This window comes from Sulfurimonas hydrogeniphila, assembly GCF_009068765.1.
In the GTDB taxonomy this organism is placed as follows: domain Bacteria; phylum Campylobacterota; class Campylobacteria; order Campylobacterales; family Sulfurimonadaceae; genus Sulfurimonas; species Sulfurimonas hydrogeniphila.
The window spans coordinates 633,826-660,123 of record NZ_CP035534.1; the positions used below are offsets into that span (position 1 = coordinate 633,826).

Here is a 26,298-nt window from a genome sequence, read left to right on the forward strand (position 1 = left end):
TTATGAAAGTAGCTGTTGAATGCCAGTCTCCGCTTTTGCAAAAGTCATTAGAACTTTTTTTGGCAAAGTATTTAAGTTCATCAAAAAAAAGTGACATAATCATTCGTGATGAAGAGTGTTTGAATGAGAGCCGATGTTTTTATATTTCAACGAAAGAAGGAGCAGACTTATTGAAACCTTTTTCAAAGTCACAGCTTATTTTGGCCTTGGAAAAAAAATATAATGAACTCTATCCTGAGAGTACAAATACTCAGCCTGAAGATGAGAACACAAGTGAGAGAATGAACTTTGAAGTATTGGAAAAAAGAATTGAGTTGTTAACAAAAGAGTATCAGGAAAATATTCTAAGAGCGGTGAAAGCATTTTATGAAAAGTAAACAACTGAGCAAGAAGATTATTGCAGGAAAATATAAGGGAAAAAAACTTTTGCTCCCGTCAAAAGTCACTACACGAAGTTCCAAGTCTATAGTTTTGGAATCTTTTTTTAATACTTTACAGTTTGATATAGTTGATGCAAACTTTGTTGAAGTTTTTTCAGGGAGTGGATCAATAGGTCTTGAAGCACTCAGCCGTGGTGCAAAAAAAATATACTTTATGGAAAAAGATAAAGAAGCATTAAAAACACTTCAAAAAAATATTTCACAGACAGACCCGTCTGCCTGTGAAGTCTTTGCCGGAGACAGTTTTGAAAATATTGAGTTAGTTCTCTCAAGACTGAAAAAATCGAATGAAGATGCATTCTTCTACATTGACCCTCCGTTCAGCATCCGTGAGGGTATGGAAGAGATTTATGAAAAAACTATGAAACTTATAGAAAAACTGCCTGCCTTACATGTAAAGATGATTATTGTAGAACATATGAGCGGTCTGAAGATTCCTGAATTCTTAGGCATATACAAGGTGAAAAAATCAAAAAAATTTGGGAATACTACGTTAACATATCTTACAAACAATAATATGGAATAAAATTTGCTGGTTTATCTTTACATGTAAGGATTGCTAATGAAATTTATTTTACTGTTTATACTTTTTTTCTCTACTCTTTATGCTACAAAGATATCGGATGTGTCAAATATTGTAGGAGTAAGAGACAATCAGGTTATAGGCTATTCCCTTGTTGTCGGATTGAAAAAAACCGGAGACGGGACTACCTCAAGGTTTACTCTTCAGTCTATCTCCAATATGCTTCGTGCAATGAATATAAACATGGATCCAATTGACATCATGTCCAAAAATGTTGCTGCTGTTGTGGTAACTGCTACTATGAAACCTTTTGCCAGACAGGGTGATAAAATGGATGTGACCGTTTCTTCTATAGGAGACTCAAAATCTTTAGAAGGGGGAACACTTCTGATGACACCTTTAAAAGGGGTTGACGGAAAAATTTATGCTTTGGCACAAGGAGCCATCAGTATAGGCGGACTGAACACAAGAGGTGCAGGAAATGCGTCACACCCTACTACAGGAATTGTTTTTAACGGAGGGATAATTGAAAGAGAAATCAATATTGATCTGTTTCATCAAAAATATGCAACATTATCTCTTAAAGAATCAGGATTCAGGAATGCTGTTGGAATTCAAAAGGCAATTAATGATTATTATCATACACAGTTAGCAATAGCTATGGACTCAAGAAGTATAAAACTGAAATGTCCACAAAATCGTTCTATGATAGAGTTTTTGGCTGAGGTTCAAGAGATCGACATGGATTATCATCCAAAAGATAAAATCATAATAAATGAAAGAACAGGAACAATTGTTGCTGGAGTAAATATAGAACTCAAACCGGTAGTTTTAACACACGGAGATATTACGATAAAGATTGTTGAACAGAAAAAGATTTCAAAGCCTGCAGGTTCAATGAGTGTTGATAATAATCTGGTTATCGGTTTAAACGAGAATGAAGTCTATACCAAAGAGGGAACAACAACAGTGGCAAACCTTGTAAGATCTTTGCAAAAACTCGGAGCTTCACCAAAAGATATTATATCTATACTTGAAGCGATGAAAAGTGCAGGGAGTATATCTGCAGAATTGAAGGTGATATGATGAGTTACTCAATGAATGCTGTCAATGCCCAGGCACAAATGGCTACAGCGAATAAAGCAATACCCAGGATTGACGAAAAGGCGCAGGATAAGGCTCTGAGAGAACAGACAGATGCTTTTGAAGCCGTTATAGTAAAAATGCTGATGGATAATGCGATGAAAGATGATAAGAATCTTTTTTCATCACAAAATGATCCGGGAGATAAAATATATAAATCAATGTACAGAGATGAGCTTTCTAAAGCAAGTGCCGGAAGTTTCGGATTTTCGCAAATGCTTTATGATTATTTATCTCAAAAGAATTCATAAAATCAACTTAATAAGTTCTGGTTATTGCCGATATAACAATAGCAATAAAACAAACTTATTATATAAAGGATGAATTATGATTTCAAAAGTAAATAATTCAGTGTTGGGGAGTGCCTATGTGAACAATACACTTTCAAACACACAAAAAAAAGAGAATACTTCAGTAACTGCTGTGGAAAACAAGAGCAGTAAAGTCGAACAACTCAAAGAGTCTATAGACTCAGGACAATACAAAGTAGATTTGTCTGCATTATCTAAAAAAATGGCAGATGAGTTACTTTAGAAATAAACTAACAGGAGAATGGCATGTTGAGTCATCATTTGCAGAGTGCTTTACAGGATTTAAAAGATTTAATTTCAATAACAAAATCAGATATCAAAGATATCCAAAAAGCGCAACATGACCATCAGTTTGAAAGACTCTCCATAAAAGAAGGAAAACTAAAAAGCTTTGAAGCAAAAAAAGCAATGATAGATTATGAAATTTCTGCGTTAATTACATCCCATCCGGATGTTGAACTTCCCCAATTATTAGATGAAACACAGCATCAACTACTGGATGAATTAAAACAAAGCTTATCAGAACTCAGAACAGTGAATAAACAGTATGCAAAGTTAGTAGTTGTCGTGAGTAATTTATACAATACATTCCTGGAAAGATTAGTACCGACAGAAATGCAGGGGTACAACAAGGTTGCATCCAAAGACTCTACAATATTGGAAGTAAGGGTTTAAAATGGCTTCAATTTTTAATACACTCAGCATCGGATACAGCGGATTAAGCGCAGCACAAGTCGGAATAAATACAACAGGAAACAATATAGCAAATGCGGAAAATGAAGGATATACCCGTCAAAGAGTGATCACTTCAGCTGCAAATCCTTTGATTACGAGTGCAGGAAATGTTGGAAATGGCGTTGAAATCCAGGATATCAAAAGAGTATTTGACAATTTTGTGTTTGACAGATACAGCAGTGTTTCTGCAGATAAAGAATACAGTGATTTTGAAAGACAAACACTTGAAGAACTCTCAACATATTTTCCTGAAATAGATGGTGTCGGAATTAAAGCGGACCTGGCCGAATACTATAATATGTGGCAGACTTTTGCTGATAATCCAAATAATGATTCCATAAAAATTGCATTGGCAAAACAGACCGAAACACTGACACAGCATATAACCCAAACACAAAACCAGGTTTTAAATTTACAAATGCAGGTAAATGACCAGCTTGATGTTAATATTACTGAGGTAAACAGTCTGGCTCAGCAGTTGGCAGATCTTAACAAGTCCATTGATGTTGCTGAAGCGGGTGGAGGATACACTGCAAATGATTTACGGGATAAAAGAAATGTTATAGAAAGAAGTTTATCCAGATTGATAGGCGCTGAAGTAAATCAAGGACAGTTGGAATCAAATATTCAGATAGATTCCAATTCAAATACAAGAACCGGAAGTTATACACTTAGTGTTAACGGTTTTAATCTTGTTGACGGCAGTACATATCATCCGCTCACTATTGAAAAAGGGAATAATCCGTATGGATTTTATGAACTCTCCTATGAACGACAGGACGGTACACTTATTCCTATGGAAGAAGAGATAACCAATGGAAAGATAGGAGCAATTTTCAATCTGAGAGGTCGGGCTGTTGATACAACAAGTGGTATGCCGACAGATGGTGTATTGCAAAATGTTGTTTCAGATCTTGATGCTTTTGCCAAGGGCCTCATAGAATCAACAAACAACCTGTATGCAAAAAGTGCCAGATCCCGAATGGAGTCAAATAACATTAATATTAATCCGGCAACTCCTTTGGTGACTTCCTCTTTAAATATTAATCCCGGTTCTTTTGATGTGACAGTGTATGATATAGATGGCAATGAGGTGGCAAAAAGGACGATAAACATTGATGCTGCAACTTCTATGTCAGGTATCAGTGGTTCCAACTCAATTGAGGGGCAAATCATCGCAAATAAAGATGACAACAGTGATGCAAATGCCAATAATGATGTTGATGATTATATGATCTTTAATTATGCACCAAATGCGAATGGTGATATAAAACTTGAACTCAGCATGAATACAGCTGCCAATTCGCAAGGCTATACATTTGCCGTTGTTGACAACTTACCTGATAATACATTTGCATCAGGAACAAATTTTGCAGGTGCTATAGGGCTTGGTTCCTTTTTTGAGGGGACTAATGCAAGAGATATTCGTCTCAATACACAATACAGGAATAATCCGACACAATTACATGCTGGCTATTCATCCAATGCAGGTGATAACAGAGTCGCTCTTGATATGGTTCAGCAACAGTTTGAATCCTATAAATTTCAGGTAGGAAATGAGCAGTATGATACGACAACATACGGGATGTTTGATATTACCAGTACCTATGTAGGCATCTCAACAAATTCAGCCATAACAAGGAATGAAACTGTTTCTACGCAATTTAATGCGACAGAGATGGAATATAATTCTATTACAAAAGTAAGTATTGATGAAGAGATGACAAATCTCATCAAGTATCAGACTTCTTACGGTGCTGCCGCAAAAGTGATTACTACTGTTGATCAAATGATGCAGACACTTTTAGGCATTAAACAATAGCTTTATGCCTAAATTCAGTATATTTATACTCATCTTTATTTTCCTGTTTTCGTTTTTCGGATCACAACTATACCATGCCAGCCCCTATGCTTTAGATGCAAAAGCAATTTTGTTGGCGCCTTCTTTGATGCACCCTTTAGGCACGGACAGGCTGGGAAGGGATATATTGGCTCGCCTTATTGCCGGAGGAGAAGTTTCTCTTGTTATTGGGGCAGGGAGTGCTTTTGTCGCTTCTTTTATTGGACTGATTCTGGGTTCGATGGCCGGATATTTCAAAGGAAGCGTGGACAGGATTTTTGTCATTACAGTCGATCTTTTTTTGACATTTCCGACATTTTTTTTACTGCTTGCATTGGTCAGTTATGTCAATGCCTCTGCTTTGGTCCTGATTGTTATCATATCAATTACAGGGTGGATGACAACTGCCAGGCTGATACGCTCTGAGAGTTTTAAAATTACTTCCCAGCCTTATATTAAAATACTCAAGATCGCAAAGGTAAATACATTAAAAATTCTTTTAAAATATTATGCCCCTGTTTTGGCTCCGATTTATTTTGTAAGTTTTACTTTCGGCGTGGGCGGTGCTATTTTGGCAGAGTCAGGATTGAGTTTTTTAGGATTGGGAATTGTCGCACCTCAGATGAGCTGGGGGACAATTTTAAGTGGAGGAAAAGATGTTATTGACATTGCCTGGTGGGTGAGTTTTTTTCCAGGTTTAATGATTTTTTTAGTCACTTTTTCACTTATTAATATTTCAAACTATTTACAGCAGATTACAAATCAACAAGAGATAAAAACTTAAAGGGAAAACGTATGAAAGAGCATAAAATAGGCTATTATTTTATCGTTATGGCAAGTGTTGTGATTGTCCTGGCAGGCATAAAAAGTGCATCAGTCATTATTATTCCGTTTTTACTCTCTTTGTTTATTGCAATTATCCTCTCTCCTTTGTATAATTATTTTAAGTCAAAGTCGATACCGGATATTGTGTCTGTTACTTTGGTAATAACAGTCTTTATTCTGTTTTTGGCGCTGATTGCAAAACTTGTGGGTAATTCAGTGCATGATTTTAGTGCCAATATTGATACATATGCACAAAAACTTGCGCAATATTATCAGCTTATTTCACACTATACCGCTTCTTTCGGTATAGAAATTTCAACTGAGGATATAGCAAACCTGATAAATATGAAACAGGCGATGAAATTCGCAACAAGTATTATTCAAAGTATGGGTGCTATGTTTACAAATGGTTTTATCATTATTTTAACAGTGATATTTATGCTGCTTGAATCACAATATTTTGTAAAAAAAGTGGAACTGGCTGACGGACATCAAGAGACAATGGCTCATATAGAAAGAATTTTTTCTAAAATAAAAAACTATATGGTACTCAAAGCACTCATTTCATTGTTTACCGGTGCCATCATATGGATGAGTCTCTATTTTTTAGGTACAGATTATGCCTTTTTATGGGGAGTATTGGCTTTTATGTTAAACTTTATCCCAAATATAGGTTCAATAATTGCAGCCATTCCTGCAGTTTTAATTACTTTAGTGCAGCTGGGAGGCATGAGCGCTTTGGTAGTCATGGTGTTGTACACTGTGATAAATATAGTCATAGGCTCTATTCTTGAACCTAAAATTATGGGAAAAGGTTTAGGACTGTCCACCCTGATAGTTTTTCTTTCACTCATGTTCTGGGGATGGCTTTTGGGCATAGTAGGCATGCTTTTGTCAATTCCTTTAACAATAATGGCAAAGATTATTTTTGATGCCAATCAAAATACACAATGGATAGGCGTCCTGCTTGGAACAGGTGACAATATTGCATTGAATGAAGAAACTAATAAGTAAAATACAAGAGCAATATAGCTATACTACAAAAAAATATATAGATTACTCAGTAGGAAAAATTTTGATATTAATGATAGATAATTATGACAGTTTTACATACAATATTGTTCAGTATTGCAGGGAACTTGGAGCGGATTTAAAAATTATACGCAATGATGAGATGAGTGTGCAAGAGATAGAAAATCTTCATCCGGAAAAAATTATAATTTCTCCCGGACCGGCTTCTCCTGATGAGGCAGGTGTAACCTTGGAAGTGATAAATTATTTTCAGGACAAATTGCCGATTCTTGGTATATGCTTAGGGCACCAGAGTATTGCACAGGCTTTTGGTGCAGATATCGTGCGTGCCAAAAATATGATGCACGGTAAAACATCAAAGATTAAACACTCTACATGTAAACTCTTTGACACTCTGCCGGATGAATTTACGGCAACACGTTATCATTCTCTGATAGTCGATAAAAAGAGTATACCGGAGAGTATCGAACCGACAGCCTTCAGTATGGATGATGATGAAATAATGGCACTAAAAATAAAAGATAAAGATATTTACGGCGTGCAGTTTCATCCTGAATCTATAATGAGCGAATACGGACATGAAATTATTGGAAATTTTCTAAAATTATGAAATATCGAATCATCTTATTCCTGATACTTGGATTGGATGCATCTATTCTTATTTTTCAAACTACGCAAATTTCCATCTCTCCCTCTGAAGCATCACTTTTGTACGGAGATGCTTCCTTCTTACAGCAATTAGTGAAACTCTCATTAAAAATATTTGGACAAAATGATTTTGCATTACGGTTTGTGATGATACTTTTACATCTTTTAAGTGCATGGCTTTTATATGCGATTTCTGCAAAATACTTGGCATTAGAGAGAAACAGGTTATGGTTAGTAACAGTATTTGTACTTTTACCTGGGGTTGTCAGTGCTGCTCTTGTTGTCAGTCATGCCGGTTTGATTATCTTTGGACTGTTTCTGTACATATATTTGAGTCAAAAACTGAATGATTATTACTTGAATGTTCTGTTGTTTTTGTATGCACTGCTAGATGCGGGTTTTGTTTATCTGTTTGCAGGACTTGCAATATTTTATTTATTTCAAAAAAATAAAATATTGTTTTTATACAATCTTTTTCTCGCAGGTTTATCTGTTTATATCTACGGTTTAAATATATCGGGTGTACCAAGTGGTCATTTTTTAGACACAATCGGAGTTTACAGTGCTATTTTTACCCCTGTTATATTTATATATATTTTTTATACGCTGTATCGTGGTTACCTTAATGACGAGAATGACAAAATATGGTATATAGCATCAACTGCTTTATTGTTTTCTTTACTCCTGTCATTTAGACAACGTGTCGAACTTGAGTTATTTGCACCTTATCTGATTTTAGCGCTGCCCTTGGCGGCGAAAACTTTTGCACATTCATACAGGGTGAGACTGACAAACTTCAGGAAAAGATACAGAGCAATATTTGTGTTGGCCTTTGTATTTTTAATTTTTAATACTCTAATTGTAATGTTTAACAAAGAACTGTATTTACTTTTAGACAATCCAAAAAAACATTTTGCATATAAAATGCATATTGCCAAAAAACTTGCAACCGAGTTAAAAGCAATGAATATATTGTGTGTGAAAACCAGCCAGGATATGCAGAAAAGATTAAAATTTTATTTTATTGATAAATGTGATGAAAATGTTTTACAAGAACTAAAACCTCATTCAAATATTAAGAGCGATGTTACTATACGTTACAAAAATAAAATACTGTATAAGGCTAATGTTACTAAAATAAACAATAAATAAATCTATTTAATGGTTAATATAAACCAAAGATATTTGTTGGATACTTTATGCTAGAATAGTCCACAAATATCAAAATAGGGAGTTTCTATGGCTCAAAAAGCGATACGAGAATATGACGCGAAGTCAATTTTAGCAAAACATTGGAATAAATACTTTCCAGATTTCACTTATGCATACGAGACGGTTCTGGTAACATCAGGTGCGGAACTGCTTGAAGCTGCAAAAGAAAAACCATGGTTAAAAGAAAAACCATTAGTTGTAAAACCGGATATGCTGTTTGGTAAACGTGGTAAAAATAACTTAGTGCTTTTTAAAGATCAAAAACCGGGTGATGTTACTTTAGAAAAAGCTGCAGCATGGATTGACGAAAAAGCGAAAGAAGATGTGGCAGTCTATTTTTCATTTGAGGGAGATACTCCGACAGGTGAGCCAAAAGTAGACAGATTGACTCACTTTATTGTTGAGCCGTTTACTCCGCATGATCAGTCTGAAGAGTATTATATTTCAGCAACTGTGGTAGGAGATGAAGATGTTCTCTACATGTCAGCTGAAGGCGGTATGGAAGTTGAAGAGGGATGGGATGAAAAAGTTACCGAAGTTGCATTCCCAATTACTGCTACAGAAGAAGAGATCGCCGAGAAAATAAAAGCAAATATTCCTGCAGATGTAAAAGAAGAAGATAAAGAAAATTTTGCAAAATTTGCAATCGGTTTCTTTAAAGCGTATCGTGAACTAAATTTTGCATACCTTGAAATTAATCCATTTGTTATGCAAGGAACAAAAATTGAGCTTTTAGACATGGTTGCAAAACTGGATGATACTGCCGGATTTATGATGGTAGAAGAGTGGGGTGATGTTGAGTATCCAACTGCATTTGGTATGGAAGCAAAATCTCCGGAAGTTGAAGCAATCGAGGAAGCAGATGCAAAAACAGGTGCTTCACTCAAGCTTACATTACTGAAGCCTGAAGCCAGAATATGGACTATGGTTGCCGGTGGTGGTGCTTCAGTTGTATACGCTGATACTATTGCTGATTTTGCAGGTATTGAAGATTTAGCGAACTATGGTGAATACTCAGGTGGTCCAACTACAGGGGAAACGAAATTTTATGCTGAAACACTTCTTGATTTAATGACAAGAGAAAAAGATCCTCAAGGGCGTGATAAAATCTTAATCATTGGTGGAGCGATTGCAAACTTTACAGATGTTGCAAAAACATTTACAGGTATTATTCAGGCTTTTGAAAATTACGCCGATAAAATGAAAGATGTAGGTATAAAAATTTATGTCAGACGTGGTGGTCCAAACTATGAAAAAGGTTTAAAAGACATCAAAGAAGCTGCTGACAGATTAGGTTTAAACATTGAAGTATATGGTCCGGAAACACATGTAACAGACATCGTGCGTATGGCATTAGAAGAGAAGTAAGGAGAAAAGATGGGAAAATTATTTACTAGAGATACACAAGCAATTTTTTGGAATAACAACAAAACTGCTATCCAGAGAATGCTTGACTATGATTACACAATCAAAAGAGAAACACCATCTGTTGCGGCAATCGTTGCACCTACGAGTTCAAACAAATTTGAAAAGTTTTTTTGGGGTGCGGATGAGATTATGGTCCCTATTTACAAAAGTACAGCAGAAGCAAAAGCTGCTCAGTCGCAAGCTGATGTACTTTTAAACTTTGCATCATTCAGAACGGCTTATGATGTAACAATGGAAGCCTTAAACCTTGGCGGCTTTAAAACAATCATGATCACAGCTGAGGGAATTCCGGAAAGACTTGCCCGTGGCATGAATGCCTATGCAAGAGAACTCAATGTAACTGTTATAGGACCTGCAACTGTTGGTGCTATTGTTCCGGGTGCATTTAAAATTGCCAATATCGGTGGTACTATTGAAAATATTATCAACTCAAAATTGCACCGTGCCGGTTCTTGCGGACTTGTGACACGCTCTGGTGGACTTTTTAACGAACTTTCAAATATTATTGCAATTAATGCTGACGGTATTGCGGAAGGTGTTGCTATCGGTGGTGACAGATTCGTAGGATCAGTTTTTATTGACAATTTATTGCGTATGCAAGAAAACCCGGATGTAAAATATATGATTTTACTTGGTGAAGTCGGTGGTACAGAAGAGTATAAAGTAATCGAAGCAGTAAAATCCGGAAAAATTACTAAGCCAATTATTGCATGGTGTATCGGTACTATTGCTAAGTATTATGATTCCGGTGTTCAATTCGGGCATGCTGGTGCTTCCGCTAATGCTGAGCGTGAAACTGCTGAAGCTAAAAACAAAGCGATGGCTGAAGCTGGTATACATGTACCGGCTACATTTAACGATTTACCGGCAACTATCATGGAAGTTTATGATGATTTGAAAACAAAAGGCATTATTGGGGAAATTGAAGAACCTGAAATCAATGTTATTCCTAAAATGCGTCGTTCTAAAAACTTTATCTGTACTATTTCTGATGACAGAGGGGAAGAGGCTACATATGCAGGCTTTCCTATTTCATCTGTTGCGACTCCGGATACAGGTAAAGGTATCGGTGATGTTATTTCACTTTTATGGTTTAAAAAACAGTATCCCAAATGGGCGACAGATTTTATAGAAACAGTTATAAAAACAGTAGCAGACCACGGTCCTGCGGTTTCTGGTGCGCATAATGCAAAAGTAACAGCACGTGCAGGTAAATCAGTTGTTGAATCACTTGTAACCGGTTTATTGACAATTGGTCCGAGATTTGGTGGTGCAATTGACGGTGCGGCAAAATATTTTAAATATGCTGATGATAACAATCTTTCTCCAAAAGAGTTTTTAGCATATATGAAAAGTGAAGGTGTACCAATTCCAGGTATCGGTCACCGTATTAAATCTCTTAAAAATCCGGATCTTCGTGTTACGGGTCTTATGAATTACGCAGCAGAACATTTTCCAAGTACTCCACTTCTGGATTATGCAAAAACTGTTGAAGCGTTAACAACATCAAAAAAAGAGAATCTTATCTTAAATGTTGATGGTACTATAGGTATTTTAATGGTTGATATGTGGAGAGCACTGGGATACTCTGAAGAAGAAATTAATGAATTTATCGAATCAGGTACTCTTAACTCTTTCTTTATCGTCGGCCGTTCAATAGGTTTTATCGGGCACGTTCTTGATGAAAAACGTCTTGCTATGCCAATGTACAGACATCCGATGGATGATATTCTTTACGATGTAAAAAAAGCAGAAAAAATTTAATTATTCTGCATGAGACAAAGAGGTTACTCTTTGTCTCATCTTCATTCCTTTTCCCCTTTTTATTCTATTCTGATATACTACACTCATGAAAAAAGCTTTTACTCTTTTAGAAATTGTTTTTGTGGTGGTTGTAATTGGTATATTGGCAGCAGTTATAATTCCGCATACCAAGACCAATCCTTTACAGGAAGCAGCTATACAATTGGTTTCCCATATAAGGTATACGCAGCATTTGGCAATTATTGATGACAAGTTTGATGCGAATGAGCCATACTGGTTTAGGCAAAAGTGGCAATTGGCATTTTCCACGGCTGCCGGAACAAACTCTTATATGATATTTTCGGATTCTCCTGCCAAAATTGGTGGAGCGTATGATGGTAATCCAAGCGCGAACAATACATATACTGATGTGGAAGTAGCACAAAATCCGCTAAAAAAAGGTAAGTATTTGATTGGTGTTGCAAATAATAATTTTGACAATTCTGAAACAAAACATCTTTCAAAAGAGTTGGACATAGGCAAGAAATATAGTATTGCTGCTATTACAGTGACAGGAGGAAGCACAGGTTCAGGAGCAAGAAGAATTTTGTTTGATCATATAGGCAGACCATACAGAGGGAATACAAGTTCAACTTCTATGGTTGCTTTAAATTCTGCTGTTGATAGAATTGCGACATCAGCAATTTATATAAAGCTTTGTTTGGATGTTTGTATTAATCCAAAAACGAGTGCGAACAACAGGAATGAGATTGTAATTAAAATAGAACCGGAAACCGGGTATGCACACATATTATAGCTATAGACGTGAAAAAAATATTAAGAAACAGTAACTTCAAAAACTTTTTAAAAAACCCACCAAACATTAAGCAGTCTCTAAGCAATACTCCCCTATAATTCCCATCCACAAACAGAGAGACCTGATTTAAAAGGCCTAGAGAGACTTCAAGTAGAAGCTTTTAAAAATGTTTGAGATCATTGAAAACTAAGCAAGTAAGAGACTTTTTAACTTTAGAGTTAAAGAGATAAATTACTTAGAAATAACTAATAAACAACAACCGTCTATTCTATTTTGAAATCCATACAGGCTTGCCTGTATGGTTCCCTTAATAGTAATAGATAACTATACAGTCTAGTAATAGAACCTTAAGCAGTTTTATTAAGACTTAAAATAACAAAGCCAATGATTTAATAATCTTGGGCAAAAGATCAGTAATAAGTTTACTTATCTTTCTGTAATAACAATTATGGAGAGTTTGATCCTGGCTCAGAATGAACGCTGGCGGCGTGCTTAACACATGCAAGTCGAACGGTAACAGATGGTAGCTTGCTACTATGCTGACGAGTGGCGCACGGGTGAGTAATATATAGATAATGTGCCCCTTGGACCGGGATAGCCATTGGAAACGATGATTAATACCGGATACTCCTTCTTATCACAAGATAAGTCGGGAAATGGATTCCGCCAAGGGATCGGTCTATATCCCATCAGCTAGTTGGTAGTGTAAGAGACTACCAAGGCGATGACGGGTAGCGGGTTTGAGAGGATGATCCGCCACACTGGTACTGAGACACGGACCAGACTCCTACGGGAGGCAGCAGTGAGGAATATTGCACAATGGGGGAAACCCTGATGCAGCAACGCCGCGTGGAGGATGACGCATTTCGGTGTGTAAACTCCTTTTATATGTCAAGAAAATGACGGTAGCATATGAATAAGCACCGGCTAACTCCGTGCCAGCAGCCGCGGTAATACGGAGGGTGCAAGCGTTATTCGGAATCACTGGGCGTAAAGGACGCGTAGGCGGGTTGGCAAGTCAGATGTGAAATCCTACAGCTTAACTGTAGAACTGCATTTGAAACTGCCGACCTAGAGTATGGGAGGGGGAGATGGAATTAGTGGTGTAGGGGTAAAATCCGTAGATATCACTAGGAATACCGAAAGCGAAGGCGATCTCCTGGAACATAACTGACGCTAAGGCGTGAAAGCGTGGGGAGCAAACAGGATTAGATACCCTGGTAGTCCACGCCCTAAACGATGTTCACTAGTCGTCGCTCTGCTAGTCAGGGCGGTGATGCACTTAACAGATTAAGTGAACCGCCTGGGGAGTACGGTCGCAAGATTAAAACTCAAAGGAATAGACGGGGACCCGCACAAGTGGTGGAGCATGTGGTTTAATTCGAAGATACGCGAAGAACCTTACCTAGCCTTGACATTGAGAGAACCTGCCAGAGATGGCGGGGTGCCCTTTTGGGAGCTCGAAAACAGGTGCTGCACGGCTGTCGTCAGCTCGTGTCGTGAGATGTTGGGTTAAGTCCCGCAACGAGCGCAACCCTCGTCCTTAGTTGCTAGCAGGTTAAGCTGAGCACTCTAAGGAGACTGCCTTCGTAAGGAGGAGGAAGGTGAGGACGACGTCAAGTCATCATGGCCCTTATGGCTAGGGCTACACACGTGCTACAATGGGGCGTACAGAGTGTTGCGATACCGCGAGGTGGAGCTAATCACTTAAAGCGTCTCTCAGTTCGGATTGGAGTCTGCAACTCGACTCCATGAAGCTGGAATCACTAGTAATCGTAGATCAGCAATGCTACGGTGAATACGTTCCCGGGTCTTGTACTCACCGCCCGTCACACCATGGGAGTTGATTTCACCCGAAATCGGGAAGCCAACCTTCGGGGGGCTACCGCTTACGGTGGAATTAGCGACTGGGGTGAAGTCGTAACAAGGTAACCGTAGGAGAACCTGCGGTTGGATCACCTCCTTTCTAGAGTAAAGAAGAGTCATTCGTTTGACTACTTCATTCAAAAGAAAATCTCACACGAGAAATAGTTTATTAGTTGTTTCAAAAGTTACTTACTTGCTTAGTTTTCAGTGATCTGTGTTCATTTGAATTACGATTATAAAATGGGGAATTAGCTCAGCTGGGAGAGCGCCTGCCTTGCACGCAGGAGGTCAGCGGTTCGATCCCGCTATTCTCCACCATTTTTGAGAATTTGCACTTGAAAAATCTACTTACGTACAAAAGTACGCTACGCAGATTTTTCAAGCACAACTTCTTCAAAAATCAAACAAGTTTCTAAATTAAATATAAGTTCTTAAAGTCATAAGAATTTATATTTGGTTTAAAAACCAAACGATCATTAAATTACAATTGTTAAAGTCAACAACTTTAATTATAGAGATATAATTAAAAACTAAATAACTACAATAACAGATCATTCATCTTGTTTAATGTATTCATACATTAAATAAGGTAGTGAACGCAACATAGAATAAAAAGATATTAAGGGCCATAGGTGGATGCCTTGGCTAGTAGAGGCGATGAAAGACGTACTAGGCTGCGAAAAGTCTCGGGGAGCTGCCAAGAAGCTTTGATCCGGGAATTTCTGAATGGGGCGACCCAGCACGGAGCGATTCGTGTTACCACCTTCGGGTGGGGCGAACTTGGGGAAGTGAAACATCTCAGTACCCAAAGGAAGAGAAATCAAACGAGATTCCGAGAGTAGCGGCGAGCGAAATTGGAATAGGGCGCATACATTTAGCATATTTGTTAGCAGAACATTCTGGAAAGGATGAGCATAGAGGGTGATACTCCCGTAAGCGAAAACATTTATGTGGAACTAAGGTATGGAACGAGTAGGTCGGGACACGTGTTATCTTGACTGAATATGGGGGGACCACCCTCCAACCCTAAATACTACTACTAGACCGATAGCGAACAAGTACCGTGAGGGAAAGGTGAAAAGGACCGCGGTGAGCGGAGTGAAATAGAACCTGAAACCTATGGCTTACAATCATTCGGAGCACTATTAAATAAGTGTGACGGACTGCCTTTTGCATAATGAGCCTGCGAGTTGTGGTATCTGGCAAGGTTAATCGAACGAGAAGCCGTAGCGAAAGCGAGTCTTAATAGGGCGACATAGTCAGATGCTGCAGACCCGAAACTGAGTGATCTATCCATGAGCAGGTTGAAGCTGGTGTAAGAGCCAGTGGAGGACCGAACCCGTAGAAGTTGAAAATTCTTGGGATGACTTGTGGATAGGGGTGAAAGGCCAATCAAACTCAGTGATAGCTGGTTCTCTCCGAAATATATTTAGGTATAGCCTCGAGCATTAGCGTATAGGGGTAGAGCACTGACAGGGCTAGGGCTGCTTACCGCGGTACCAAACCCTATCAAACTCCGAATACTATACGTGTAACCTCGGGAGTCAGGCGTAGGGTGATAAAATCCTATGTCGAGAGGGGAACAACCCAGACTAACAGCTAAGGTCCCAAAGTTTTATCTAAGTGGAAAAGGATGTGGAGTTGCTGTGACAACCAGGAGGTTGGCTTAGAAGCAGCCATCCTTTAAAGAAAGCGTAACAGCTCACTGGTCTAGCGATTCTGCGCCGAAAATATAACGGGGCTAAGATAAACACCGAAGCTTTAGATTTACAGTTTACTGTAAGTGGTAGGAGAGCGTTCCATTCAGCGCTGAAGGTATACCGGTAAGGAGTACTGGAGCGGATGGAAGTGAGCATGCAGGCATGAGTAGCGAGAAAAGAAGTGAGAATCTTCTTCGCCGTAAACCCAAGGTTTCCTACGCGATGCTCGTCATCGTAGGGTTAGTCGGGACCTAAGTCGAGTCCGAAAGGGGTAGACGATGGCAAATCGGTTAATATTCCGATACCGACATTACATCGTTTGAGTGATGGGGGGACGCATAGAGTTAAAGGGGGTCACTGATGGAATAGTGGCTCGAAGGACGTAGGTCGTAGCGTAGGCAAATCCGCGCTACATGAGACCGAGATCTGACAGGCTGGTCAATCTTTTCGGAGAGCGACCAGAACCCTTGATACTGTCGTGCCGAGAAAAGCCTCTAAACGAGATGTAATGTTGCCCGTACCGTAAACCGACACAGGTGGGTGAGATGAGTATTCTAAGGCGCGTGGATGAACCCTTGTTAAGGAACTCTGCAAACTAGCACCGTATCTTCGGTATAAGGTGTGCCCTAAGTGTTAGGAGATTTACTCTCCAAAGCACTGACGGGTCGCAGCAAAGAGTCCCTCCCGACTGTTTACCAAAAACACAGCACTCTGCTAACACGTAAGTGGATGTATAGGGTGTGACGCCTGCCCGGTGCTCGAAGGTTAAAAGGATTGCTTAGCTTCGGCGAAGGCATGAATTGAAGCCCGAGTAAACGGCGGCCGTAACTATAACGGTCCTAAGGTAGCGAAATTCCTTGTCGGTTAAATACCGACCTGCATGAATGGCGTAACGAGATGGGAGCTGTCTCAACAAGGGATCCAGTGAAATTGTAGTGGAGGTGAAAATTCCTCCTACCCGCGGAAAGACGGAAAGACCCCGTGCACCTTTACTATAGCTTGACACTGCTATTGGGATATTCATGTGCAGGATAGGTGGGAGCCGTTGAATCCAGGACGCCAGTTCTGGAGGAGGCATCCTTGAGATACCACCCTTGAATATTCTGATAGCTAACTCCGTACGATTATCTCGTGCGAGGACAATGTCTGGTGGGTAGTTTGACTGGGGCGGTCGCCTCCTAAAAAGTAACGGAGGCTTACAAAGTTCGGCTCAGAAGGGTTGGAAATCCTTCGTAGAGTATAATGGCATAAGCCGGACTGACTGTGAGACATACAAGTCGAGCAGAGTCGAAAGACGGTCATAGTGATCCGGTGGTTCTGTGTGGAAGGGCCATCGCTCAAAGGATAAAAGGTACGCCGGGGATAACAGGCTGATCTCCCCCAAGAGCTCACATCGACGGGGAGGTTTGGCACCTCGATGTCGGCTCATCGCATCCTGGGGCTGGAGCAGGTCCCAAGGGTATGGCTGTTCGCCATTTAAAGCGGTACGCGAGCTGGGTTCAGAACGTCGTGAGACAGTTCGGTCCCTATCTTCCGTGGGCGTAGGAACGTTGAGGAGAGCTGACCCTAGTACGAGAGGACCGGGTTGGACGTGCCACTGGTGCACCAGTTGTCCTGCCAAGGGCATAGCTGGGTAGCTACGCACGGATGAGATAACCGCTGAAAGCATCTAAGCGGGAAGCCAACTCCAAGATGAACGTTCCCTGAAGTACGCTTGAAGACTACAAGCTTGATAGGCTGGATGTGTACGCACAGCAATGTGTTTAGCTGACCAGTACTAATAGTACGTTTGTCTTTTTACCAAGTTCTTAAATGAACACAATTGCTTCACTACCTTATTTAGTGTATATATACTAATAAGAGATATGTTAAGAAGTTATTTAGTATGACGGAAACAAGGTTTTAACCTTGCCTTTTAGGCTTTTAAGCCAATTAGCCCAGACTGAAGTCTGGGTTCCGAAGAGTTTGTTGACTTTAACAATTGATATTACTCAACTCTTAACTGATATAAGATCAGATATAAATACATCAGTCAGATGTCTTTATATCTGATCTTGTCTAGGTGGCTATAGAGAGAGGGAAACGCCTGGCCCCATTCCGAACCCAGAAGCTAAGCCTCTCATCGCTGATAATACTGCAGGTTTCACTTGTGGGAATGTAGGTCGCTGCCTAGTTGATCAGATTTTTTCTTACTCTTTAACTATTTTATAATCATTGATACTCTTTACATCTAACGACTAATCTTATCCATAGTATTATTTTTATATAATTGTAAAAAAATGGAAAGAGAATGTTATTGGAAAACGGGTGGAAAAATTTTCTCAATGATGAAATTCATAAAGAATATTTTATCAAACTTCTTAAAAAAGTATCTTTGGAATATAAATCAAAAACTGTATTCCCCAATTTTGAAAATATATTTAGAGCTTTTAATTTAGTAAAGCCTTCTGAAGTAAAAGTTGTAATTATAGGACAGGATCCATACCATGGAATAAATCAGGCTACCGGTCTTGCTTTTTCTGTTTGTCCAAAATGTAATATTCCACCTTCGCTAAAAAACATATACAAAGAGTTAGTCGATGATATAGGTTGTAAATATCCGAAAAACGGGGATTTGACACAATGGGCAAAAGAGGGAGTTTTGTTGATAAATGCTGTTTTAACTGTTGAACAGGGGAAGGCAAATTCTCATAAAGATTTTGGCTGGCAAAAGTTTACCGATGCAGTTATCAAAAAACTCTCTGATGAAAAAGAACATTTGGTTTTTATATTATGGGGTGGACCGTCACAAAAAAAAGAGTTTCTCATCGATACAACAAAACATTGTATTATTAAATCTTCTCACCCTTCTCCGCTCTCGGCATACAGAGGTTTTTTTCATTCAAAGCCTTTTTCCAGAGCAAATAAGTATTTGATCAAACATAAGAAAAAGCCTGTTGAATGGTGTCTCAGTGCAGAACAAACTCTGCTATGACAGGCAGATGGTCTGAATAGCCTTTCCCTTTGTGACGTCTTAATCTGCTCCTGGTTGTCTGCCATCTGTAAATCTCTTTTCCTTTAAACAGATAGGGCTTTTCAAAAGCAGTGATACTATGTGGTTTATAATCAATGCATTTTTTATCAAGAAGTGCGGCTGTGACTAAAATACTGTCCATTGCTTCTTTTTTGCCTCTATAGATATAGCTGTATCTTTTTTCTAATTCAGTGTCATACCATAAGTTGTAAAAATCATAAGGTGCCAGATGTATATTTAGTGATGAATTCTGATACTTTATAGTACCCAGTATATGATTGATACCTGTTATTCCATCTGTGTCATTATGTTTTCTTTTTCTTTTAAAAATTTCATACTCTTCATAATCAGAATTAAAATCACCAAGTGCAATTATATTTTTATTTTTTCCCAGTTCTTCAATTCTTTTTCTGAGTTTTTTTGCAGAGACTATACGCATGCTTTCCGGACCTGCTTTTGATTTCCAATGATTAATTAAGATATACAAATCTTCATTGCCTATTTTAAATTTCACTTCTAAAATATTTCTATATCTGTAGGAAGATGTGACAGCAATTTCATGTGTATATACAAACGGAATTTTACTCAAAATGGCTACTTTGATTGTTGTAGATTTTAAATTGGCAATTTTATAGTACTGGTAATAAACTCCTTCTCTTTTTAAAGTATATCGTAGATCTTTGAGTGCCTGAAGAGATTCTATCTCTTGGAGTCCAATGATATCGGGATTGATATCTTTGATGACTTTTGCAATATTTTTAAGTTTTTTTCTATAATTTTTATCATTCCAATTTGATTTTGCATAAGGAATATATTCTTTATACTCATGTCCGTTTCGTTGCAAATCAAAAAGATTTTCAACATTATATGTTGCAATTTTCAAAGTTGTTTCTCCATACATTAATGTGATAAGCAGAGTTAAAAGAAAGAATACTCTCACTTTATTATACCGTTGAGTCTTAATAGTTGCGTTGTATCGGCATCTCTGCCCATCAGTTCATAAAAAAGTTCTTGCATACTTTGTGAACCGCCACGGTGTAAAATGATATTTTGATATTTTTTTGCTGTAGGGGAATTGAAAATATTTTCATCTACTACGGTGTAAAAAGTATCTGCACTCAGAACTTCGGCCCATTTGTAGCTGTAGTATCCTGCAGCATACCCACCTGAAAATATATGTGAAAATCCGTTTTGGAACTTGTTGTATTTTGGTGGTTTTATCAGTGCGGTTTTTTCTCGTATGGTGTCAAGCAGATTTTGCACTTCATCTCCCTTGTAAACTTTAGTATGCAGTTTAAAATCAAAGAGTGAAAATTCCAATTGTCTGAGCATACCCATTGCAGATAAAAAGTTTTTACTTTTTACGAGTTTATCTATCATTTCATCTGAAATAGTTTCATTTGTTTCATAGTGTTTTGCAAACATTTTGAGAACCTGAGGCTCATAAGCAAAATTTTCTAAAAACTGAGACGGAAATTCAACAGCATCCCATTCTACTCCATTGACACCGCTTACTTCATTTTCATTTACTTCACTCAGGATATGATGCAAAGTATGTCCTGTTTCATGAAAAAGAGTGACAACATCATCATGACGAAGCAGTGAAGGATTTGTATCATTTGATGGAGGAAAACTGCATACTATAAAGGCTGAGGCCAGCTGTTTTTTGCCTGCTTCATCTATGCAGTGTGTTTGCCAGTTATGCATCCATGCTCCGCCCCGTTTTGATTCTCTTGCTTCTAAATCAAGATAGATACGGGCTTTGAGTATGTCATTTTCATACACATCATAGGCATAGGCTTTTTCATGCCACAATTTTTCTTTCACCTGTTTACATGTAACATTAAAAAGCTTATCCACGAAAGTAAACATCCCTGCAATAACATTTTTTTGTTCAAAATAAGGGCGATACTCCTCTTCATCTATGTCATATTGCTCTTTTTTTAATATTTCTGCATAGTAAGAGGTATCATGACTCTCCAGTTTGTGTGGAGCGATATTTTGAAGTTCCTGCAGTTCATTTTTTGCCTGGGGAATTGAATTTTCAAGTAAATTTTCTAAAAACCCTAAAACACTTTTTGTATCTTCGGCCATTTTTGTAGCAAGAGAAAGTTCTGCATAGTTTTTGAACCCTAAAAGCTGACTCATCTCCTGTCGCAGTGCCAACAGTTCATCAATTATTTTTGCATTCTGGGGTGCGCGTGAAACATAGGCACGGTAGAGTTCCTCTCGAATTGCTCTGTTCTTTCCATAGGTCATATAGGCTATGTATGATGGCATTTGCAGTGTCAATTTATATTTTACAACGCCATCGTCTTCAAATTTGGCATTTTCTATTTCACTTTTTGGCAAACCTTCTATATCTGCTTCATCAGTAATTATATATTCGTAGGCATTTGTTGCATCAAGCAGGTTTTGAGAAAAGTTATTGGAAAGTTCACTTTTTTTCAAGTTTATTTCCTGGAGCCTCTGTTTTGTTTTTTTATCTAGATGGGCACCGCTTAATTCAAAATGTAAAATATTTAATGCTAAAACTCTTTTTTGTTCACTGTTGAGGGATGTTTGTTCTTTTTGCATTATTTCTTTATATGCATTGTATATTTCAATGTTTTGTGAAAGCTGTGTCGAATACTCTGTAATAAGAGGGAGTGCTTCTGTATAGACCTTTTGTGTTTTTTCAGAGTTGTTTACCGCATTGAGATGAGACAGGGGTGTAAAAAACTGTTCAAGATACTCATCCATCATCTCCAGTGGTTTGACAAAGTTTGCATAGGTTTTTTCTTTTTGCCCAAGTAAGGTTTCTATCTTTTTGTTATTTTTATTGAGATGTTTTTGCAGTTCTTCTATAAAAGTATCCAAGTCACAATCAAATTGTAAAAATTTTGTCATCTATGTTTTCCTTTAGTCCTCAGTGTCTTTTTTCTGTCGCAGAGCACCGTATTTGTTTATGAGAATATTATCATACTTATTTGCATCTTTGATTAACTTTTCTATTGCAGTTTTTCCTTCTTCTTTTGTTAAGGAGGAGTCTACAACCAGATAGGAAAGATATACGCTGTTTTCATTGATAGAAAACTGTAAATAGGAGAGTTTGTTGTTCTCCTGGAGCAAAAAATCATACATCTTTTCAATATTTTCTTTGGGAATACCGCAAAGCTTGGCATCTCCTATAATAATGCCGTTTTCATAATAGTTTATATTGATTCTTGCAGTTCCCTTGTCTATTCTCCAGGATGATTGGCTTCTTCTTGCCAGGGTAACATTTATGCCCAGGGACTCCAGTATATCTTCTATGAGTTTTGTCGGGCCTATAGGTGTGTAGCCTTTTCGTCTGAGTCTGGCTATTTCAAGTTCTGCTCCACATTTTGGGCAGTAGTCATTTTTTATATCTTTTTCTTGGATAAGATTTTTGCACGAAGGGCATTTAATGACATTTTCTACTCCGAGCTGTTTAAAAGCGGTGAGTGCATCTTGAAGATAATGTACAGGGAGTGCAAAACCCAAATTATTTGCATTTTGAATAATGAAAGTATTGACTCCTGTAACTTCCCCTTTGTCATTTAACAGAGGACCTCCGCTGTTTCCCGGGTTAATGGCAGCATCAATCTGAATATATTCAAGGTCTCCCATAAGTCTGGCTGCACGGGAAACAATTCCCTCTGTCGCTGTATAATTAAGACCGTAAGGGTGCCCAATGGCTATGGTGGTATCACCGTTTTCTACGTTGGTTTTGGCAAGTTTAAGCGGGTTTTTTGGTTGTTTGAATTCATATTTTATAAATGCCAAATCATAATAGGGGTCATCATAAATAACTTTTGCAATACTTCGCTCAAAGTGCTCTGCTTTGATTACAACTTCTCTCAGCCCCGAACATACATGCGAATTTGTAATAATAAGATTATCTATAATAAAACCTGTTCCGCTGCCATAGGGTGTCATTATCTGTATAATATTTTCAATGTAGGTTTCTAAAAGAGTTTGCGTATTCATTTGCTAGGCCTCATGAAAATCCAGATTTTTTAATGCACTGAAGTAACTGTTTGAAAAATCATTGAGTGAACTGAAATCAAGTTCATCACCAAAAGCGCTCAGCAGTTTATACTGATGTCTGTACCTGGAAACTGTTTCGTCAATTTGAGAGATTATCTCACTTTCTAAAAACTGGTTCTTTTGCGTATCATAATATCCTTTGCATCCCAGCGCATTCATATACTCAGCATAAATGACACAAATATAAATATGGAGTAATTTTCTGGCCGCAGGGTTCAATCCGTAGTTATACAGAGCATACAAGGCTATATAACTGTAAATGGTTGGTATGATCTGAGGATGGCGGTTGTTTTTGTACCATCTGAGCTTTATAAGTGATTCTTCTATAAAGTCAACAAACTCATCATAAGAACTTTTTTCAATTTGGCTGAATGTGTATTTGGCTTCATAAAAGTTTTGACTGAAGTCATCAAAATCAAGCTTTTCAAGACTTAAAATATATTTTGCAAGTTCCGCATTTTTTACTTCTGGCAGTGCTTCTTCATCTGCAAAATAATTTTGAAGTTTTTTTGTCATTTTTTGATAGATTTTAGACTTTGGTACCAAAAGATAGTCAATTTTAAATAAAAAGTTTAGATATAGAAATGCCTGCATACCTATACTGTCCTCTGCCGGCAATGTCTGTATTTTTGCATTAAGCTCTTCTGTCCAAATATGTAAATACTTATACTTTACATGTAACTCGGCAGTGTCAAGTTTTTGAATGTGGCCGATGTCCTCTAACTCTTTTTGTTCGAATTCACTAAGCATGTGTTCTTTGTCGTAATCTGCATTCAGTGCCAGTTCTCTTAAAGGATAAAAAGCTTTCTTGGGGGTCATAGTAATATTGTCAAGACTGAGTTTTAATTTAATATGGTCGCCGTCACTGCAGTAATTTACATAGGTAAACTGGTAATTTCTTTCAAGTGCGTAGCGTTTGAGTGCAACATTTGCATTTTTTGCCTTGACCATAGTCACTTCGGCGTAGAGTTTTTTGTTTGTTGTGAAGCCGTTGATCTTTGCACTGCCTTGATACAGGATAAACTTCAAAGACTCCTTTTCCCGGGTGAGTATAATATTTTGATTGGGAAGACCGTTTTTGTAATTCATCAGAGAGTTGAAAAAGAATGTATAGGCATTTAAAATTTCTTTTTTTTCAAAGGCTTCGTAGGCTTTGTTAAAGAGTTCTTCTTCATTTTCTGCGATATCTGCATGAATACCTCTTCCAAAGCTTTTTGAACAATAGGACTTTGGCCGGAAAAAGTGGAACCAGTTCATAAATTTCCTTTTAGGGATGCCCTTTATTTTAATACCAAATAGATAAGTATAAAGTTTATAACTGTCATTATAGTAAAAGCCCTCTTATAAAAGAGTAAGGGTGATTTTTCAATGAGTGGTGCATTTTTAATAAAGTAGGGTTTTACCTTCTGCGGATGTGTAAGTTCATATTTCATCTCAGAGTAATGCTCATACCTTTGGTCTTTTTGAAGTGCAATAGCACGCATGATAACACTGTCAAGCCAATCAGGTATATTTGAATTGTAATAACTCGGTTTTTTGGCTTCTTTGAATGTCGGGTTTTGAAAGGGTTCTATCTCGCCGTAAGGGTATTTCCCCGTAAGACTTAAATAGAGTGTCACACCAATGGCAAAAATTTCGCTTGTTTCACTTATGGACTCGCCTTGAAATCGTTCAGGTGCCAAAAAACTCGGTGTACCGGCGCGGGACTCTTCTGAAAATATCTCTGTAATACTGCCAAAATCAATAACCTTGTATTCTGTATTATCATCGTCAATTTTGGCAATCATGATATTGTTTGGCTTGATATCACCGTGTACAAGATCATATTTAAGTAAAAACTGAGACATGTTTAAAAGTGTTTGCGCAAGTTCCACAGCATCATCTATCGTTACATGTAAGTGTGATGCCAGGTAATTATTTAAATCTTCTCCATCAAAGAGCTGCATAACATAGTATCGGGCACTTCTGTTTTTTGGAATGACAGCCTTTGGGAAAAACTTTGCTTTGAGACGTTTGGCATTCCATGCTTCTTTGACAAACAGATCTAAGATCTGATTATCTTCTTTGGACTCAACCGGTGCAAACTTTATAACATATTGCTTTGTTTTTTTACTTGCAAGCCAGGTTCTTTCATTTTGTATGAGAGGTTTTTCAAGTTTATAGCCGTCTATGGTCTGACCTGCTTTGAGTGACCGTGGAATATCCAGTTTTTGCTGTTTGAGTATCTCTATCTCATCAGCATTGAGTACTTCCAACACAACTGCTGTTGTATCATCAGGAAGATGGTCTTTTGTATGGTTACTTGCTCGCTTGACAAGAGCAATAGCTCCTTTTGAAATATTGTCTTTTATTTCATTTTCAGAAAGTACATTATACAAACCATCGCTGCAAAGAAGAATTTTATCATTTTTCTGAATAATATTTTCAAAATAGTAGGGTTCTACATCCTCACTGATACCAATAGCCTGCGTCAGGACATTTTCATATCCTTCTTCTTGCATGGCATGGTCAGATGAGAGCTGTGTCAGTGAAGCATCTCTGAGGAGATATACTCTGCTGTCTCCGACATTTACGCCGTATAAACGGTTTCCTTCTATAACAACGAGAGCAAGGGTTGTGATAAGTTCACTGCGTTCATAATTGAGTTGTGATTCTTTATAAAGAATTGTATTTATGGAATTGATAAATGTTTTTATAGATTTTTCGATTGACCATGACTTTGGGCGAATCTTAAAGTTGTTTATAAGATAGGAGGTCACTCTTTTTGCTGCTTGGGCACCTTCTTCGGCACTGCTGACACCATCACAGACTATGGCAACACTCAGGTTGCCGATAGTTGCCATATCATAAAAATCATCTCCGGTCAGTTCTTTGGTCTTTGCAAGTGAGAACCCGGAAGTTTTAATATTACCTTTTGCCATATTGCCCCTTTACATGTAAAGTAGATTATAGCAAAACGGTATTTATTTTAA

At 37.9% G+C, this 26,298-nt stretch carries 20 protein-coding genes, 1 tRNA gene and 3 rRNA genes; 19 read left to right on the forward strand and 5 right to left on the reverse strand.

What is annotated here, in order from left to right; all coding sequences use genetic code 11:
• Positions 1 to 2 precede the first annotated feature (2 nt).
• The 19 genes from ETP70_RS03375 (at position 3) to ETP70_RS03465 (ending at position 19,237) form a co-directional block, all read left to right on the forward strand.
• Complete coding sequence (locus tag ETP70_RS03375; RefSeq protein WP_151899859.1) at positions 3 to 377, forward strand: hypothetical protein; 375 nt, start codon at positions 3 to 5, stop codon at positions 375 to 377.
• Complete coding sequence (gene rsmD, locus ETP70_RS03380) at positions 367 to 966, forward strand: 16S rRNA (guanine(966)-N(2))-methyltransferase RsmD (RefSeq protein WP_151899860.1); 600 nt, start codon at positions 367 to 369, stop codon at positions 964 to 966. Before ETP70_RS03375 ends, rsmD begins: the two co-directional genes overlap by 11 nt.
• A gap of 36 nt (positions 967 to 1,002) precedes the next feature.
• Positions 1,003 to 2,049, forward strand: a complete 1,047-nt coding sequence (locus tag ETP70_RS03385) for a flagellar basal body P-ring protein FlgI (RefSeq protein WP_151899861.1) — start codon at positions 1,003 to 1,005, stop codon at positions 2,047 to 2,049.
• Positions 2,049 to 2,357: a rod-binding protein gene (locus ETP70_RS03390; protein WP_151899862.1), complete on the forward strand. Its 309-nt coding sequence runs from the start codon at positions 2,049 to 2,051 to the stop codon at positions 2,355 to 2,357. The genes ETP70_RS03385 and ETP70_RS03390 overlap by 1 nt, the downstream gene beginning before the upstream one ends.
• Before the next feature lie 76 nt (positions 2,358 to 2,433).
• Entirely contained in the window at positions 2,434 to 2,640 is a 207-nt protein-coding gene (locus ETP70_RS03395) for a flagellar biosynthesis anti-sigma factor FlgM (protein ID WP_151899863.1), read from the forward strand.
• A 23-nt stretch (positions 2,641 to 2,663) separates the two neighbouring features.
• Positions 2,664 to 3,092, forward strand: coding sequence for a hypothetical protein (locus tag ETP70_RS03400; RefSeq protein ID WP_151899864.1), 429 nt, complete (start codon positions 2,664 to 2,666; stop codon positions 3,090 to 3,092).
• Position 3,093: 1 nt separating this feature from the next.
• On the forward strand, positions 3,094 to 4,974 hold the full coding sequence (gene flgK / locus ETP70_RS03405; RefSeq protein ID WP_151899865.1) for a flagellar hook-associated protein FlgK: 1,881 nt from the start codon (positions 3,094 to 3,096) through the stop codon (positions 4,972 to 4,974).
• Between the two features lie 4 nt (positions 4,975 to 4,978).
• Positions 4,979 to 5,776: an ABC transporter permease gene (locus tag ETP70_RS03410; protein WP_151899866.1), complete on the forward strand. Its 798-nt coding sequence runs from the start codon at positions 4,979 to 4,981 to the stop codon at positions 5,774 to 5,776.
• A gap of 11 nt (positions 5,777 to 5,787) precedes the next feature.
• On the forward strand, positions 5,788 to 6,831 hold the full coding sequence (locus tag ETP70_RS03415; protein WP_151899867.1) for an AI-2E family transporter: 1,044 nt from the start codon (positions 5,788 to 5,790) through the stop codon (positions 6,829 to 6,831).
• A gap of 61 nt (positions 6,832 to 6,892) precedes the next feature.
• Entirely contained in the window at positions 6,893 to 7,459 is a 567-nt protein-coding gene (locus ETP70_RS03420) for an anthranilate synthase component II (RefSeq protein ID WP_151901488.1), read from the forward strand.
• Positions 7,456 to 8,649 (forward strand): hypothetical protein, encoded by a 1,194-nt coding sequence (locus tag ETP70_RS03425; RefSeq protein ID WP_151899868.1) that lies wholly within the window; start codon positions 7,456 to 7,458, stop codon positions 8,647 to 8,649. Before ETP70_RS03420 ends, ETP70_RS03425 begins: the two co-directional genes overlap by 4 nt.
• Before the next feature lie 87 nt (positions 8,650 to 8,736).
• Positions 8,737 to 10,077: an ATP citrate lyase citrate-binding domain-containing protein gene (locus ETP70_RS03430; protein WP_151899869.1), complete on the forward strand. Its 1,341-nt coding sequence runs from the start codon at positions 8,737 to 8,739 to the stop codon at positions 10,075 to 10,077.
• Between the two features lie 9 nt (positions 10,078 to 10,086).
• The gene (locus ETP70_RS03435; RefSeq protein ID WP_151899870.1) at positions 10,087 to 11,901 is read left to right on the forward strand and encodes a citrate/2-methylcitrate synthase; all 1,815 of its coding nucleotides are present in this window, start codon (positions 10,087 to 10,089) and stop codon (positions 11,899 to 11,901) included.
• An 85-nt stretch (positions 11,902 to 11,986) separates the two neighbouring features.
• Positions 11,987 to 12,697 carry a prepilin-type N-terminal cleavage/methylation domain-containing protein gene (locus ETP70_RS03440; RefSeq protein WP_151899871.1) on the forward strand — a complete coding sequence of 237 codons (711 nt, stop codon included), beginning with the start codon at positions 11,987 to 11,989 and terminating at the stop codon, positions 12,695 to 12,697.
• 445 nt (positions 12,698 to 13,142) lie between these two features.
• Positions 13,143 to 14,663 (forward strand): 16S ribosomal RNA (locus ETP70_RS03445).
• A gap of 142 nt (positions 14,664 to 14,805) precedes the next feature.
• Positions 14,806 to 14,881: transfer RNA gene (locus ETP70_RS03450), tRNA-Ala, on the forward strand.
• Between the two features lie 291 nt (positions 14,882 to 15,172).
• Positions 15,173 to 18,065, forward strand: a 23S ribosomal RNA gene (locus tag ETP70_RS03455).
• A gap of 256 nt (positions 18,066 to 18,321) precedes the next feature.
• Positions 18,322 to 18,437: ribosomal RNA gene (gene rrf / locus ETP70_RS03460) — 5S ribosomal RNA — on the forward strand.
• Together the 16S, 23S and 5S rRNA genes with 1 tRNA gene alongside form the textbook arrangement of a ribosomal RNA operon.
• A 116-nt stretch (positions 18,438 to 18,553) precedes the next feature.
• Positions 18,554 to 19,237, forward strand: a complete 684-nt coding sequence (locus tag ETP70_RS03465) for a uracil-DNA glycosylase (protein ID WP_151899872.1) — start codon at positions 18,554 to 18,556, stop codon at positions 19,235 to 19,237.
• Here the strand turns inward: ETP70_RS03465 and ETP70_RS03470 are convergent.
• Genes ETP70_RS03470 through ETP70_RS03490 form a run of 5 tightly spaced genes read right to left on the reverse strand, consistent with a single transcriptional unit; the run spans position 19,212 to position 26,247 of the window.
• Entirely contained in the window at positions 19,212 to 20,159 is a 948-nt protein-coding gene (locus ETP70_RS03470; RefSeq protein WP_230973300.1) for an endonuclease/exonuclease/phosphatase family protein, read from the reverse strand. The two genes, ETP70_RS03465 and ETP70_RS03470, sit on opposite strands and share 26 nt — an antisense overlap.
• A gap of 53 nt (positions 20,160 to 20,212) precedes the next feature.
• Complete coding sequence (locus tag ETP70_RS03475; protein ID WP_151899874.1) at positions 20,213 to 22,165, reverse strand: M3 family metallopeptidase; 1,953 nt, start codon at positions 22,163 to 22,165, stop codon at positions 20,213 to 20,215.
• Between the two features lie 12 nt (positions 22,166 to 22,177).
• On the reverse strand, positions 22,178 to 23,266 hold the full coding sequence (locus tag ETP70_RS03480) for a trypsin-like peptidase domain-containing protein (protein ID WP_151899875.1): 1,089 nt from the start codon (positions 23,264 to 23,266) through the stop codon (positions 22,178 to 22,180).
• A 3-nt stretch (positions 23,267 to 23,269) separates the two neighbouring features.
• Positions 23,270 to 24,583 carry a hypothetical protein gene (locus tag ETP70_RS03485; protein WP_151899876.1) on the reverse strand — a complete coding sequence of 438 codons (1,314 nt, stop codon included), beginning with the start codon at positions 24,581 to 24,583 and terminating at the stop codon, positions 23,270 to 23,272.
• Between the two features lie 23 nt (positions 24,584 to 24,606).
• The gene (locus ETP70_RS03490) at positions 24,607 to 26,247 is read right to left on the reverse strand and encodes a bifunctional protein-serine/threonine kinase/phosphatase (RefSeq protein ID WP_151899877.1); all 1,641 of its coding nucleotides are present in this window, start codon (positions 26,245 to 26,247) and stop codon (positions 24,607 to 24,609) included.
• Between the last annotated feature and the right edge of the window lie 51 nt (positions 26,248 to 26,298).

Excerpts from the sequence above, each read along its gene's own strand:
- ETP70_RS03395 (WP_151899863.1), top strand. The coding sequence starts at position 2,434 with ATGATTTCAAAAGTAAATAATTCAGTGTTGGGGAGTGCCTATGTGAAC.
- ETP70_RS03465 (WP_151899872.1), top strand. The coding sequence starts at position 18,554 with ATGTTATTGGAAAACGGGTGGAAAAATTTTCTCAATGATGAAATTCAT.
- flgK (WP_151899865.1), top strand. The coding sequence starts at position 3,094 with ATGGCTTCAATTTTTAATACACTCAGCATCGGATACAGCGGATTAAGC.
- ETP70_RS03490 (WP_151899877.1), bottom strand. The coding sequence starts at position 26,247 with ATGGCAAAAGGTAATATTAAAACTTCCGGGTTCTCACTTGCAAAGACC.
- ETP70_RS03425 (WP_151899868.1), top strand. The coding sequence starts at position 7,456 with ATGAAATATCGAATCATCTTATTCCTGATACTTGGATTGGATGCATCT.
- ETP70_RS03400 (WP_151899864.1), top strand. The coding sequence starts at position 2,664 with ATGTTGAGTCATCATTTGCAGAGTGCTTTACAGGATTTAAAAGATTTA.
- ETP70_RS03410 (WP_151899866.1), top strand. The coding sequence starts at position 4,979 with ATGCCTAAATTCAGTATATTTATACTCATCTTTATTTTCCTGTTTTCG.
- ETP70_RS03435 (WP_151899870.1), top strand. The coding sequence starts at position 10,087 with ATGGGAAAATTATTTACTAGAGATACACAAGCAATTTTTTGGAATAAC.
- ETP70_RS03385 (WP_151899861.1), top strand. The coding sequence starts at position 1,003 with ATGAAATTTATTTTACTGTTTATACTTTTTTTCTCTACTCTTTATGCT.
- ETP70_RS03415 (WP_151899867.1), top strand. The coding sequence starts at position 5,788 with ATGAAAGAGCATAAAATAGGCTATTATTTTATCGTTATGGCAAGTGTT.
- ETP70_RS03390 (WP_151899862.1), top strand. The coding sequence starts at position 2,049 with ATGAGTTACTCAATGAATGCTGTCAATGCCCAGGCACAAATGGCTACA.
- ETP70_RS03375 (WP_151899859.1), top strand. The coding sequence starts at position 3 with ATGAAAGTAGCTGTTGAATGCCAGTCTCCGCTTTTGCAAAAGTCATTA.
- ETP70_RS03480 (WP_151899875.1), bottom strand. The coding sequence starts at position 23,266 with ATGAATACGCAAACTCTTTTAGAAACCTACATTGAAAATATTATACAG.
- ETP70_RS03485 (WP_151899876.1), bottom strand. The coding sequence starts at position 24,583 with ATGAACTGGTTCCACTTTTTCCGGCCAAAGTCCTATTGTTCAAAAAGC.
- ETP70_RS03475 (WP_151899874.1), bottom strand. The coding sequence starts at position 22,165 with ATGACAAAATTTTTACAATTTGATTGTGACTTGGATACTTTTATAGAA.
- ETP70_RS03440 (WP_151899871.1), top strand. The coding sequence starts at position 11,987 with ATGAAAAAAGCTTTTACTCTTTTAGAAATTGTTTTTGTGGTGGTTGTA.
- ETP70_RS03430 (WP_151899869.1), top strand. The coding sequence starts at position 8,737 with ATGGCTCAAAAAGCGATACGAGAATATGACGCGAAGTCAATTTTAGCA.
- rsmD (WP_151899860.1), top strand. The coding sequence starts at position 367 with ATGAAAAGTAAACAACTGAGCAAGAAGATTATTGCAGGAAAATATAAG.